A 12751-nucleotide genomic window follows, 5' to 3' on the forward strand; every position below is an offset into this window, starting at 1 on the left:
CCAGGAAGTATCGTCTAGCTAACAAGGCTGTTCTAAGGGTATCGGCCTCTTCGCTCAGTGCTTTAACAGCCATTTTGTGTAAGAATACGCCTCTTTTATAACTCGTCCTTAGCCGCTTCGGTCGACTAAAAGATTGTTAAAGCGTCCGGCTACCCAATTAAGTAAGTTTTACTGCATGACTGATCGTCTCACCATTACACGTCCTGATGACTGGCATATTCACCTTCGCGATGGCGATGCATTAACCGCAACCGTAGCGGACGCGAGCCGCTACTTCGGCCGCGCCATTGTCATGCCTAACCTCGTCCCCCCGGTGACTAACGCCAACTTAGCCAATGCCTATCAAGAAAGAATATGCCGAGCGATTCCCGCAGGACGCACATTCAAACCCTTAATGGTGTTGTATTTAACGGATCTTACATCCGCCCAGGATATCCGAGATGCGAAAGCGCAAGGTGTGGTTGCCTGTAAACTCTATCCGGCAGGCGCAACGACTAATTCGGATGCCGGCGTTACCAAACTAGAAGCGATATATCCTGCATTAAATGCAATGCAGGAGTGCGCAATGCCTCTCTTAATTCATGGAGAAGTGACCGACAGCCACATTGATATTTTTGAAAGAGAAAAAATATTTATCGACAATATTTTGTCGAAGCTAGTCGATTCATTTCCAAACTTGAAAATCGTGCTGGAACATATCTCAACTGCCGAAGCGGTAGAGTTTGTGTCTGAGGCCAACAGTAATGTCGGCGCCACCATTACTGCTCACCATCTACTTTATAACCGCAATCATTTATTGGCCGGTGGTATTCGTCCGCATTATTACTGCCTGCCGATTTTAAAAAGCAATCATCATCAACAAGCTTTATTAAAAGCAGCAACAAGTGGTAACGCTAAGTTTTTTCTAGGTACCGATTCCGCTCCCCATGCGACCAACAAAAAAGAAATTGCTTGCGGCTGCGCTGGCTGCTACACCGCTCACGCGGCATTAGAATTCTATGCCCAAGTTTTTGAAGACGCGGGTGCACTCCACAAGCTAGAAAATTTTTCCAGCCATTTTGGCCCTGATTTTTATGGATTACCGCGCAATACAGATACCGTGACCCTGGTTAAAAAATCATGGGTGGTACCGGAACAACTCGCTTTCGCTACGCAAAACCTAACGCCACTTGCGGCGGGGCAAACCTTAAGTTGGTCGGTTGAATAACAAATAAAGTGCTAAACGCGCATATTCCAAAGCAATAACAAAATAAAACCGAAAAGTTAAAAAGAAAGCAATTTATGAGCGATAGCAATTTAGTCAACAAACAAGAAGATAAAACTCTATTCGCGCAACGCTTTCGCGGGTTTCTACCCATAGTCGTAGACGTTGAAACGGGAGGCTTCAATTCGGACACTGACGCCTTATTAGAAATCGCCGCAGTAACGCTACACATGGATGAAAAAGGGTTTCTATCACCCTTGGAAACCTATGATTTTCACGTTGAACCCTATGAAGGCGCCAACATCGAACAGGCTGCATTAGATTTTACCGGCATCAATTTAGAGTCTGCTGATCGACCCGCTGTACCAGAAACTATTGCGATGGCTGAGCTTTTCAAACCGATACGCCATGCGGTAAAAATGAACGGTTGCAATCGCGCAATAATCGTCGGACATAATGCACATTTTGATCTCGGGTTCGTCAATGCTGCCGTTGAGCGCTGCCAAATAAAACGCAACCCCTTCCACCCTTTTTCGTGTTTCGACACGGCAACCCTGGCGGGTTTGGCCTATGGTCAAACTGTACTCGCAAAAGCTTGCCAAACTTCGGGAATAGAATTCGATAACAACGACGCCCACTCCGCCGCGTACGACGCTGAAAAAACTGCTGAATTATTTTGTGGGATTGTCAATCGCTGGCAACAGCTGGGGGGCTGGATAATCTAGTAGATATTTTTAAATGGAGATTTATAACACTAAACTAATTACTTAAATATTCGTATCTAATATCAACTTTCATGTAGTCGCAATTCGAATTCGCAATGTTTCCCAAGCCTTTAAAAGACATCAAGTTTCTGCTTTTACTGTCGTAACTCACGATAATAGGATCTAACAACACCTTCATCCACCACCTTTTCGGCTGAACCGAAAAACACTGCAGGTCTGCGCCATCCAACTCTGCGCAATTAGTTTTCTCGGCTTGAAACAAAAAAGTATTCAGTTGTGAAGGCGCTAAGTAGTCAAAGCGAATCGTTTCTCCAGCAATAAGTTCCTGCCAACTTTTTTGAAGCAACGCGTCGAATCCAGCATCGACAACCAAGGCTTCGGAATTCTTTATTATTTTTTGTTTAAACCTAGCATTTGAGTCCGCACGATAGTCAATAGTCAGGTTTTCACTATCACTAGAGAATTCAACGTCAATCAACTCACCACAAATCTCGTTTCGTTGACGCATGCTTGGCTGCCAACTCACACCATCAAAGTCCAAATTTTTCTCAGCAATTATTTTTCCTTCCTGATCTTGATAAGCCACCCGATGCTCCCCTAAATTCGGCGACAAAAAATGTAGCTCTCGATAGAGAAACGCACCAGACTCCAAATCAAAAGCTTCACCGACAATATCCGCCGGCAAATCTTTCTGCCCAACCGCGAACACTGAAAACGGTACGCAAGCCAAAAAAACAAACGAAACCATGAAAAATGAATACTTTTGATTAAACCTATTCAAACCCCAGCCGCTCACAGGCTTTCGACTCCATTTGACTGGGTGAGAGAAATTTTTTTAACGACATACATAGAAGATGGAAAGAAAATTGCCCAAAAAACCATAAGAAACAATAACGAATCCCAAAACGAAGAGGAGAAGCTCACATCACTTAATTTAGTACCGGCAAAATACGACATAGGCCCTCCTATAGCACCTAAAACCGCCGCCAAAAACAAATTATTTTTTAACCAGATAAAACTGTGATTCAAAGTCGTGGCAAAAACCAGCCAAATACAAGCCAACCAAATGGGAATTAGGATGCCTTTGTCTGAAAAATTAAGCACTCCAACAAGAGAAAATAGGCTATCAGCCACAATCCCTAAAAACGCGATCGGAAAAATAAAAAACCACTCTTTCGTATTCCGAACAATTAGTAATTGATGGAGAAATAAAATTGTAGCTGTTATCAAAAGTGACCAGTTTTCTTCCAGTAACAAACAGCTAAACCAAGCAATTTGAAAGAAGAGTATATTTAATAATTTCCTGATAAGATCAGAATTACATTTCAACTTCTTATCAACCAAGCCGCGCTCTGGGTTTAGCAAATACTATTTGCGCGGTACTGATAACTCTTTCAGCAAAACCGCCTTCGCAATAACAAAGGTAGAATTCCCACATCCTGATAAATCGAGAATTAAAACCTTGTCGCTTGACCTCATCCAAATTAGAAAAAAATCTATGGCGCCAATCCTTTAGTGTTCTTGCATAATGTGAAGTGATATCTTCTAAGCCCACTATCTGCATATCCGTAGCATTACTGACCTGCTTCGCAATAACTTCATTGGAAGGCAAACAGCCACCTGGAAAGATATATTTTTGAATAAAATCTACTGCAGACTTCGCTTGTTGAAATCGCTGATCAGCAATGGTGATTGCTTGAATCACCATTAAACCGTCATCTTTCAGTAAGCTAGAACATTGAGAAAAATAAGATTTATAGAATTTATGACCAACAGCTTCAATCATTTCTATTGACACTAACTTATCGTACGTCCCAGTAAGATCGCGATAATCCTCCAGCAACAACTCGATCCTATCTTGCAAACCTTCTTTTTCCACCCATGCTTTTGCGTAATCAAATTGCTGTTGTGAAATTGTTGTTGTGGTCACTTTGCAGCCATAATTTTTAGCAGCATAAATCGCCATCCCTCCCCAACCTGTTCCAATCTCCAACAGATGATCAGTAGGTTTGAGCTGCAGTTTTTGACAAATTTTTTCTAATTTATTATTCGCCGCCGTTTCCAGATCACTATCTTTATCCGGATAAATCGCAGCGGAATACATCATTTTTTTATCGAGAATCAAGTCGAAAAAATCGTTACCCAAATCATAATGGGCACTAATATTACGCTTCGAGCCTCGCTTTGTGTTTATATTTAAATGGTGTATCACAGATGAAGACAGTTTACTGAACCACGAAGTATTACCATCCATTCTTTCAATCACTGCCATATTGGCGACAAATATCCGAATCACTTTGAGCAAGTCGGGCGAACTCCATTGGTTCAACATATAGGACTCGCCTGCCCCCACGGTACCCTCTAGTAGTACATCTCGATACGCCACACTATCATGAACGTATATGTTGGCGACCAAATCAAAGTTTTCTGTTGTTTCGCCGAATGTAAACACCTCGCCGTTCTCTTCGATAATGAGTTTTCCGAAACGCAAGTGTTGCAACACCTTGTGGACCGCAGATCTCGCCACACCGTTTAGAATTGGACGAGATTTTCTTTTCCCAAGTTTATGGTTATCGATACTAATAGTTGGCATAACATATCCTACAAATAAATTAAATTTTTAAACTAAACTACTTCTGTTCCCAAACACAGAATCTAATTGGTTTTTCGTACTGCACTCTTGCCCGGATGCGTTACGAAACGAAGACCTTTTAAATAAAGCTTCAAAGCCTGCCAGTAGATCCCAACACACACCTGTATAGTCATAAATGGGTATAACAACGAAGTCCTCATTAGCGACCAAGGACTAATTGACTGCCTATTTAACGATAAGCTGGCAGTAAACGTCTTCTCAGAATCTTGCCAATTATCTAACCTCACAACAATATTTTCATCGGGTGTGTTTCCAGCCCACATATATTCGATATCCATTTTATTAAACGGAGAAACATGCATGAGTTTCTGGAATTTTATACGCTGTATTCTCTGTTTAGGATCACAAGCCAGAACATAAGCGTGTTTTTCCTTCCAAGGTGTATTTGTCACTTCAGCGACAATATATTCAAGGTGATTTTCAGAGTTAAAACAGTAGTAACAAACAATCGGATTCATAATAAATCCAAAATACCGGAGATTCGCCAGAACGCGAACCGAACCATTAAAGTCATTACCCGTATCTCGGCGAATACATTTTTTTACTTCATTTTTAATCGATTCAGAATTATCACCCAAAAAATCTTTACGTCGAAACCACGCCAATGCGGGACGTCTTGCTGACCAACAAAAAGCCCCTTTAAAGACTCGGTCCAACTCATCCAAATCGATGTACATCATGTAAACCTTATAGTCAAAGGAATGATATTTCGGAACCAAACGTGTGTGGCTAACACGACCAGTGTAAATGGCGCTGTGCATTTGCGTGTTTTTATTTAGAGCCATTTAACACCAAGACCTTCTGCGACCCTCAGAGCGCTAACCACACCATCTTCATGAAAACCGTTTCCCCAATAGGCGCCACAAAACCAGGTATTTTTTACACCATTAATATTCGCCCAATTTTTCTGGGCACTGACGGAAGCGAGGGAAATACTCGGATGCGCATAATCGTATTCACCCAAGATAGTCGCGGGGTCAATACGATCCTTTGCGTTTAAGGTCACACAGAAAGTCGATTTACTATGAATTCCCTGTAAAATATTCATATCGTAGGTTAGCACCGCAGAATCTTGCGTCTCCCCGGACAACAAATAATTCCAAGCAGCCCAAGCGCGCTTCTTCTTCGGTAACAACGACGCGTCGGTATGCAATACAACCTTGTTATTTTTATATGGCATAGCGCCGAGTAGTTTTTTTTCATCGAAGCTCGCATCCGCTAACAATCCCAGCGCTTGATCACTATGGCAGGCGAATACGACCTCATCGAAATGCATTTTTTCCCCGGATTCGAAACACAAAAAAGCACCGTTTTCTTTTCTTTCTACAGATGTAATTTTACAGTCTAACGTTACTCGATCCTTGAAATTTTCCACCAATGGTTTGATATAGGAACTGGAACCGCCTTGAATAACCCGCCACTGTGGACGATCACTGATGCTCAACAAACCGTGATTCTTAAAAAAATTGACGAAAAACAGCAAAGGGAAATTCAACACTGACTCGGTTGAAGCGGACCAAATAGCGGCACACATCGGCACCAAGTAATGACTAGAAAACAAACCCGCATAGTTATTCGAATTGAGATATGTGCCGAGTGTTATATCTTTTGATATTTTATTGTTGTCAAGATCCTCAATGGCCTGCTTGTTAAATCGAATTATTAACCTCAGCATCTTCAGAAACGCGGGGTTCAGCAGGTTTCGCCTTTGGGCGAACAGAGTGTTTAAATTGTTACCGCTGTATTCAAGACCTGTATCGTCACAGCTAACACTAAAACTCATCTCGGATTTTTGGCTTTTTATATTTAACTCGCCCAACAAGCGAATAAAGTTGGGGTAAGTCCAGTCGTTATAAACGATAAAACCCGTATCGATCGCATAGTCTTCACCTTGGTGGGTTACATTCATCGTTGCGGTATGTCCGCCTAAGCGGCTATTGGCTTCAAATAATTGAACATCATAATCAACGCAATTGTTATCCAGTAAAATATTTTTCCCGAAGTTATGAAGTAGATATGCCGTCATAAGGCCGGATATTCCCGAACCAATGATCGCTACCTTTTTTGTTCTTCTGTTTGTTTCCGTCACAAATTTTTACTCGCTAATTGAGGCCTTAGTTCCGCCCAAGCTTGTTAATTGCAAGCCAGTTCCACAAACCGGAGAAGGAACTCATGAATCGGAGCAGGAACGCCAACCGCAAAGGAAATTGAATAATCCTCGGCTGCTTTTCCATTTTTTTCAAAATTACATCACTGGCCTTGTCGACTGATACCATGAAAGGCATAGGAAAATCGTTCTTATCAGTCAAGGGGGTTTTTACAAAACCTGGCTGAACGATAGTCACAGAGATATTTTGATTGGCCAGATCGATTCGCATGGATTCAAAAAAATACTGCAACGCCGCTTTAGACGCTCCATAAGCTTGAGCGCGAGGAAACGGAACCTCGCTTGCAAGAGAAGCAACGACCACAACATGAGGGCAAGATTTGTTGGATTTTTTCAGCAAAGGTAATGCTTTTGCGAACGTGTTAATAGCACCAAAAAAATTAACACTCATTACTCTTGACGCCATCTCCCAATCTGGCGATTCGATATCAAAATATTCACAATTTCCTGCATTGATGATGACTCGGTCAATAAAAGTAAATTCGTTCGCAATTTTATCTGCGCATTGTTGCAGATCGCTGCTATTGGTAACATCGCAAACCACACCCGTAATATTTTCGTATCGAGTGGAAATCCTATTCAACTCTTCTCTGTTTCTTGAAGATATAATTACTTTATTACCTGCTAAAGATAATTTTTCCGCCAAAGACAAACCAATTCCACTTGACGCTCCTGTAATCCAAATTACTTCATTATTGATCATCGCGGCGTTTTCCCCAATCGACTCTTCAACCAGCGAACACCAGCACCAAACAGGGGAATATTTTCATATACCATTGCTCCCATATCGTAAAAGTCCTCATGAAAAAAAACCCCACGCTCATCAAATTCAACTTGACTAACACCACGGACTTTAATCGTTTTTCTCGCTTTAAACCTCGGATGAGAAAAATACATATCCCATTTTATGTAGGCAGTACCATTAAGCACCACTTGGTCTAAATAATCGAAGCGACAATCGGTCACCTGTGAACAAAGGTCAACCAAATAGTGATAAAGATTAGCCCTTCCATGCAACTCATGGATTGGGTCTCTAAAACATACGTCGTTCGCATAGATCTCATCCAGCTCTGCCCACTCTTTACGGGCCAAGTCCGAGTAGAATGCTTTGAATCTTTCAATATTTGCCTCTGTTTCCACGCCAACACTCCAAGCTAAATTTGCAATTAATACGCTGTTATATGAAACCTGGATCATAATTTGATTTTTTATGTAGGTGATCCAACCTTTCACAGAACACGTAATAAGGGTAGTTGTATCCATGGTGCATAGTTAGTGTTTGAGGAATGTATGCATAAGCCTTTCATAAAGTGGTAGTTATAGAAATAAGTAGGCAGTAAACGTTATGATCCACCCCATGAAAACAAATGACCAAGAGCCCGAAAATTGGCCTGCGCTGATCTCAGAAATTGCGATAGAACGCTCGCGTGAAGCGTTTAGCACTTTTTTCGATCATTTTGCACCGAAGATAAAAGGTTATAGTCACGCCAAGCAACCTGGTGCAGACCTAGTCGCAGATGAGCTAGTGCAGGAAGTCATGCTGAAAGTTTGGGAAAAAGCACACACTTATAAACCCGACTTAGCGAGTGTAAGTACCTGGTTATTTACGATGACTAGGAACTGCCGCATCGATCAATTACGGCGCTCGAAGTCGCATATCACGTTAACCGCGGAAGACCTTTGGTATGAAGACGACGCCGTTCCAGACCCCTTCCAAACCTTACATCAACAACGTTCAGATGTAGGGGTAAGAAAGAGCATCGACCAACTTCCAGAAGAGCAAATTCAGGTGCTAAACAAAGTTTATATCCAAGGAAAAACTCAACAACAAACGGCAATCGAACTAGACCTTCCTTTAGGAACCGTAAAGTCCCGTGTCCGTCTCGCCCTAAAAAAACTTGAAAATATTTTGAGATAACTCGCAATGACGACTATTAATCATCACCCATCCCCCGATTTGCTTTTAAGTTATTCCGCGGGGTCTACCTCAAAAAGCCAGGCTGTTTGTATCGCAGCTCATTTGGAGTTCTGCACGAAATGTCGAAGTAGCCACCAGAGGAATAATGCAATCGGCGGTAAACTCATTGACTCGATCAGTGACTCAACTGTCAACGTAGACCTGAAACAACGAATATTTTCCCGGTTGGATGAAGAGCCTAAAACTATAGGTCTAGCGGAACCAATCCTAGACGAAAAAGACTTAGCTGGAATACCAAAAGTTCTTCGCTCCTTAGTTCCCTCCGGCTTCCAAAAACTGCGCTGGCAAATAATTTCCGCCACAGCGAGAAGCTGCAATCTTCTAAAGGATGATAACGGCGCTAATATCGGCCTACTGAAATTAAAACCCGGTGGCCGTATTGCCCATCATGGTCATCTTGGCGACGAATATACCGTGGTATTGAGTGGAAGCTTTTCGGACGAAAATGGTGTTTATAAAGCAGGAGATTTTTTATTAAGAGACGCCAGCGAACATCATTCACCGGTAGCCACCAAAGATGCAGAATGCATGTGTTTAACCGTACAAGAGGCACCTTTGCAATTTACTGGCTGGTTTTTTAAGTTTTTAAACCCTTGGCTCAGAAAGCAATATAATCTTGCATAAGGCGCGATTCAAAAAAAACCGGCTAGTAGCCGGTTTTTTTTGAATTCAAACTATGAAATTAAAGTTTGCCTGCGTTCTCACTTAAATATGCCGCAACGCCGTCTGGACTTGCCGTCATACCTTTATCACCTTCTTTCCATCCTGCTGGGCACACTTCTCCGTGCTCCTGATGAAACGCCAATGCATCAACCATGCGAATCATTTCATCGATATTACGACCCAATGGTAAGTCATTAATAACTTGATGACGTACCAAGCCGTCTTCATCAATCAAGAACGAGCCACGGTAAGCCATACCACCGGGGGATTCCACATCAAACGCTTTAGCAATTTCATGCGTCATATCAGCTGCCAAAGTGTAGTTAACGGGGCCGATACCGCCTTCATCAACAGGGGTATTCCGCCAAGCGTTATGACTGAAATGAGAATCAATTGAAACGCCAATCACTTCTACATTGCGCTTTTTAAACTCTTCAATTCGATGGTCAAATGCCAACAATTCTGAAGGACAAACAAATGTGAAATCAAGTGGATAGAAAAAAACCACCGCTTTTTTGCCTTTAATAGCTGAAGCGAGGTTAAATTCATCAACAATTTCTCCCGATCCCAAAACTGCAGGTACAGTGAAATCTGGTACCGGTTTACCGACTAAAACGCCCATTAGGCTTCTCCTTTAAATAACGTTGAATTGAATAATTTGAATGTTTAGCCATTGAAATGACCACACCCCAAGGGGCAATTCCCTTAAAACTCCGAAACCAGCGCTTAATAACAAAGGCTTCCTCAGTTGAGAATTTTTTAATCAAAAACTGCCTCTTTAATAGGTAGGCGCTATGGTACAGCAGGGCGTTTTGCCATGCCCATAAATTTTACATATTGCCATCCCTAGGTCTGGGCTATGAACTCAGACACTCAAGACCAGATTGGTCGATATTTATCCAAATCTGATGTTCGCATCACATTATAGGCAAGAATGTTTCGCATCTGTGTTTGACAACAATTCTCATTACGATTAAACTTCTGCACAATTATCCTCCACAAAAGCCTGCTATTGGCGTGTGGTGTGAAGAGACTAAGTTCTTGCTAGGACTTACTTTTTTAATTAGCAACTCAGTGGCTCTTTATGTACGTTTGTCTTTGTAACAGCATTACCGATAAGGCGATTCGTCAATCAATTAAAGACGGCGCCACCACTCTAATCGAGCTTCGTAAAGATCTGGGAGTTGGTAGCCGCTGTGGAAGCTGCCAGTGTACAGCTCAAGAAATTCTAGATGAGTCACAAAACGGGTTGACGAACTTGTCCTCTTTATTGCCCTATTCTGTTATTTAATCGCACTTCAAAAAATCCCCATAAATTTTATCCTTGCTCAGATGTTTGATTCGCTTAAACGCGATAGGCTACTTGAGCAATCTAATTGCTAACGATTACTTTTTACATTGCAATTACATCTCTTGAACTCCTTCCCATCAAAGTCGTTTTAGTTTTTCGGTTTTTTAAATTCAATTACAATTTGCTAAAAAAAGTACGCCATAGTATCTGCCAACACTTTTTACTCGAGTTAAATTGTCGTATTTACGTATCGGGATTAAATTACTTTCGCTATAATCCTGCCGATCGTAATTAAATTTATGCAACATTTTTTGATGGAGAACGGTATGAAAGGCGACAGCAAAGTCATTGAATTTTTAAATAAGGTTCTCGGAAATGAATTAGTTGCTATTAACCAATATTTTTTGCACTCTCGAATGTACAAAGATTGGGGCCTAAAAGAATTAGCTGACCATGAATATCACGAATCCATCGATGAAATGAAGCACGCGGATCAACTTGTTGAACGCATATTATTTCTTGAAGGCCTACCCAACTTACAGGATCTCGGAAAGCTGCTTATTGGCGAAAATACGAAAGAAATGCTGGAATGTGACTTAAAAGTAGAACTAAAAGCAATTCCAGATTTACGTGATGGGATAGAATATTGTGAATCAATTCGCGACTACATAAGTCGCGACCTTCTGCAAAGTATCTTGGATTCTGAAGAAGAACATGTAGATTGGCTAGAAACTCAATTAAGCTTGATTGATAAAGTAGGCCTAGAAAATTATCTTCAATCTAAAATGAGCTCTTAAAACTTCCATTAATATACAGCATAAGTGCCTCTTCTGAGTACGGCACTTATGCTGTTAGTATTCAAACAGTATATTCAATACCCAGCTGCTTATTGGTAAATTTTATCTGCTGCGGCAACGCCCGCGCCTGATTGAATTGGCGCTTTCATTTCAAGCAAAGTACTTTCTAGAGAACTCAAAAAGAATCTGACGTTTTTACTATTACTAGCAAACCCCATTAAACCTACGCGCCAAACCTTCCCAGCCAAAGCACCCAAACCTGCTCCAATTTCCAAACTGTAATTATTGAGCAAAGCGGCCCGTACTGCGGCATCATCAACACCTTCAGGTATCACTACGCTGTTCAACTGAGGTAAGCGGCAAGAGGCATCTACACTCATTTGCATTCCCATCGCTTCAATACCCGCGACAAGCGCTTGATGATTTAAAAGATGCCTAGCCCAAGCATTATCTAAACCCTCTTCTTTTAAAATCAACAAGGATTCGTGCAGTGCATATAAGGCATTGATCGGTGCAGTATGGTGATAAGCCCGCTTAGTTTCGCCTCCCCAATAACCCATGACTAAATCCATATCCAAAAACCAGCTTTGCACCTTAGTTTTTCTAGCCTTTATGACCGCTATGGCTTTCTCGCTAAATGTCACCGGCGAAATCCCTGGCACGCAAGACAAGCACTTTTGTGTACCTGAATAGACCGCGTCAGCGCCCCAGCCATCCACATCCACTTCGATTCCACCAAGGGAAGTAACGGTATCAGCAATGGTTAAGCAATCGTATTTTTGAGCCAACTGGCATAGTGCGCGCGCGTCCGAAACGGCACCTGTCGAGGTTTCAGCGTGAACGAAAGCCAAAACTTTTATACCGGCGTTGTCTTTTAGTGCCTGCTCAACCTTCTCTAAATCAACTGCTGCTCCCCATTGATCCTCAACCATAATCGCAGTCGCACCACAACGCTCCACATTTTCCTTCATTCTTCCACCAAACACCCCGTTTTGGCATACGACAACCCTATCGCCTGGTTCCAATAAATTAACAAAGCAGGCCTCCATTCCGGCAGAACCGGGCGCGGAGATTGGAAGAGTTAGCTGATTCTTAGTCTTAAACGCAAACTGCAACAAACTTTTAATAGAGTCCATCAACTCTATAAACTTTGGATCTAGGTGGCCAATGGTTGGACGCGCCAAAGCGGACAGAATACGAGGGTTCACGTCTGAGGGACCGGGGCCCATTAGAGTTCTTGTTGGGGGGTAAAAGGGCTTGTTATTCAAAGAAA

Annotated in this window: 15 protein-coding genes; 6 read left to right on the forward strand and 9 right to left on the reverse strand. The window is 42.0% G+C overall.

Translation table 11 applies throughout. From position 1 onward, the window contains the following. The first annotated feature begins 175 nt into the window (after positions 1 to 175). Together pyrC and rnt are read left to right on the forward strand one after the other, a co-directional pair. Complete coding sequence (gene pyrC / locus ACYUCY_RS10705; RefSeq protein ID WP_460226478.1) at positions 176 to 1207, forward strand: dihydroorotase; 1032 nt, start codon at positions 176 to 178, stop codon at positions 1205 to 1207. Positions 1208 to 1281: 74 nt separating this feature from the next. Then, complete coding sequence (rnt, locus tag ACYUCY_RS10710; protein ID WP_460226479.1) at positions 1282 to 1929, forward strand: ribonuclease T; 648 nt, start codon at positions 1282 to 1284, stop codon at positions 1927 to 1929. A gap of 34 nt (positions 1930 to 1963) precedes the next feature. Here the strand turns inward: rnt and ACYUCY_RS10715 are convergent, their stop codons facing one another. The 7 genes from ACYUCY_RS10715 to ACYUCY_RS10745 all read right to left on the reverse strand — a co-directional run bounded on the left by ACYUCY_RS10715 (position 1964) and on the right by ACYUCY_RS10745 (position 7889). Beyond that, positions 1964 to 2677, reverse strand: coding sequence for a hypothetical protein (locus ACYUCY_RS10715; RefSeq protein ID WP_460226480.1), 714 nt, complete (start codon positions 2675 to 2677; stop codon positions 1964 to 1966). Positions 2678 to 2721: 44 nt separating this feature from the next. Further along, positions 2722 to 3273, reverse strand: a complete 552-nt coding sequence (locus ACYUCY_RS10720) for a DUF2878 domain-containing protein (RefSeq protein WP_460226481.1) — start codon at positions 3271 to 3273, stop codon at positions 2722 to 2724. Further along, positions 3266 to 4522: a class I SAM-dependent methyltransferase gene (locus ACYUCY_RS10725; protein ID WP_460226482.1), complete on the reverse strand. Its 1257-nt coding sequence runs from the start codon at positions 4520 to 4522 to the stop codon at positions 3266 to 3268. The genes ACYUCY_RS10720 and ACYUCY_RS10725 overlap by 8 nt, the downstream gene beginning before the upstream one ends. Positions 4523 to 4584: 62 nt before the next feature. Then, a complete protein-coding gene (locus ACYUCY_RS10730) occupies positions 4585 to 5367 on the reverse strand; it encodes a DUF1365 domain-containing protein (RefSeq protein ID WP_460226483.1) in 783 nt (260 codons plus the stop codon). Continuing rightward, entirely contained in the window at positions 5358 to 6671 is a 1314-nt protein-coding gene (locus ACYUCY_RS10735) for an NAD(P)/FAD-dependent oxidoreductase (RefSeq protein WP_460226484.1), read from the reverse strand. Before ACYUCY_RS10735 ends, ACYUCY_RS10730 begins: the two co-directional genes overlap by 10 nt. A 25-nt stretch (positions 6672 to 6696) precedes the next feature. Continuing rightward, on the reverse strand, positions 6697 to 7452 hold the full coding sequence (locus tag ACYUCY_RS10740) for an SDR family NAD(P)-dependent oxidoreductase (RefSeq protein WP_460226485.1): 756 nt from the start codon (positions 7450 to 7452) through the stop codon (positions 6697 to 6699). Continuing rightward, positions 7449 to 7889, reverse strand: a complete 441-nt coding sequence (locus tag ACYUCY_RS10745) for a nuclear transport factor 2 family protein (RefSeq protein WP_460226486.1) — start codon at positions 7887 to 7889, stop codon at positions 7449 to 7451. The genes ACYUCY_RS10740 and ACYUCY_RS10745 overlap by 4 nt, the downstream gene beginning before the upstream one ends. Positions 7890 to 8106: 217 nt before the next feature. Between ACYUCY_RS10745 and ACYUCY_RS10750 the strand changes: the two genes are divergently transcribed. Continuing rightward, positions 8107 to 8667, forward strand: coding sequence for a sigma-70 family RNA polymerase sigma factor (locus tag ACYUCY_RS10750; protein ID WP_460226487.1), 561 nt, complete (start codon positions 8107 to 8109; stop codon positions 8665 to 8667). Positions 8668 to 8673: 6 nt separating this feature from the next. Next, entirely contained in the window at positions 8674 to 9351 is a 678-nt protein-coding gene (locus tag ACYUCY_RS10755) for a ChrR family anti-sigma-E factor (RefSeq protein WP_460226488.1), read from the forward strand. A gap of 58 nt (positions 9352 to 9409) precedes the next feature. Here ACYUCY_RS10755 and ACYUCY_RS10760 read toward each other — a convergent pair whose 3' ends face one another. Beyond that, complete coding sequence (locus tag ACYUCY_RS10760) at positions 9410 to 10012, reverse strand: peroxiredoxin C (protein WP_460226489.1); 603 nt, start codon at positions 10010 to 10012, stop codon at positions 9410 to 9412. A 462-nt stretch (positions 10013 to 10474) separates the two neighbouring features. Between ACYUCY_RS10760 and ACYUCY_RS10765 the strand changes: the two genes are divergently transcribed. Beyond that, on the forward strand, positions 10475 to 10681 hold the full coding sequence (locus ACYUCY_RS10765) for a bacterioferritin-associated ferredoxin (RefSeq protein WP_460226490.1): 207 nt from the start codon (positions 10475 to 10477) through the stop codon (positions 10679 to 10681). Between the two features lie 326 nt (positions 10682 to 11007). Continuing rightward, positions 11008 to 11478, forward strand: coding sequence for a bacterioferritin (gene bfr / locus ACYUCY_RS10770; protein ID WP_460226491.1), 471 nt, complete (start codon positions 11008 to 11010; stop codon positions 11476 to 11478). Positions 11479 to 11567: 89 nt separating this feature from the next. On the opposite strand, the gene ACYUCY_RS10775 is transcribed toward bfr, so the two are convergent. Then, positions 11568 to 12707: a pyridoxal-phosphate-dependent aminotransferase family protein gene (locus ACYUCY_RS10775; RefSeq protein WP_460226492.1), complete on the reverse strand. Its 1140-nt coding sequence runs from the start codon at positions 12705 to 12707 to the stop codon at positions 11568 to 11570. Positions 12708 to 12751 lie beyond the last annotated feature (44 nt).

Source organism: Aurantivibrio infirmus (assembly GCF_054767315.1).

Bases quoted from the DNA above. Each gene is read 5' to 3' on its own strand.
- pyrC (WP_460226478.1), top strand. From the start codon at position 176: ATGACTGATCGTCTCACCATTACACGTCCTGATGACTGGCATATTCAC.
- rnt (WP_460226479.1), top strand. From the start codon at position 1,282: ATGAGCGATAGCAATTTAGTCAACAAACAAGAAGATAAAACTCTATTC.
- ACYUCY_RS10715 (WP_460226480.1), bottom strand. From the start codon at position 2,677: ATGGTTTCGTTTGTTTTTTTGGCTTGCGTACCGTTTTCAGTGTTCGCG.
- ACYUCY_RS10725 (WP_460226482.1), bottom strand. From the start codon at position 4,522: ATGCCAACTATTAGTATCGATAACCATAAACTTGGGAAAAGAAAATCT.
- ACYUCY_RS10730 (WP_460226483.1), bottom strand. From the start codon at position 5,367: ATGGCTCTAAATAAAAACACGCAAATGCACAGCGCCATTTACACTGGT.
- ACYUCY_RS10740 (WP_460226485.1), bottom strand. From the start codon at position 7,452: ATGATCAATAATGAAGTAATTTGGATTACAGGAGCGTCAAGTGGAATT.
- ACYUCY_RS10750 (WP_460226487.1), top strand. From the start codon at position 8,107: ATGAAAACAAATGACCAAGAGCCCGAAAATTGGCCTGCGCTGATCTCA.
- ACYUCY_RS10755 (WP_460226488.1), top strand. From the start codon at position 8,674: ATGACGACTATTAATCATCACCCATCCCCCGATTTGCTTTTAAGTTAT.
- ACYUCY_RS10760 (WP_460226489.1), bottom strand. From the start codon at position 10,012: ATGGGCGTTTTAGTCGGTAAACCGGTACCAGATTTCACTGTACCTGCA.
- ACYUCY_RS10765 (WP_460226490.1), top strand. From the start codon at position 10,475: ATGTACGTTTGTCTTTGTAACAGCATTACCGATAAGGCGATTCGTCAA.
- bfr (WP_460226491.1), top strand. From the start codon at position 11,008: ATGAAAGGCGACAGCAAAGTCATTGAATTTTTAAATAAGGTTCTCGGA.
- ACYUCY_RS10775 (WP_460226492.1), bottom strand. From the start codon at position 12,707: ATGGGCCCCGGTCCCTCAGACGTGAACCCTCGTATTCTGTCCGCTTTG.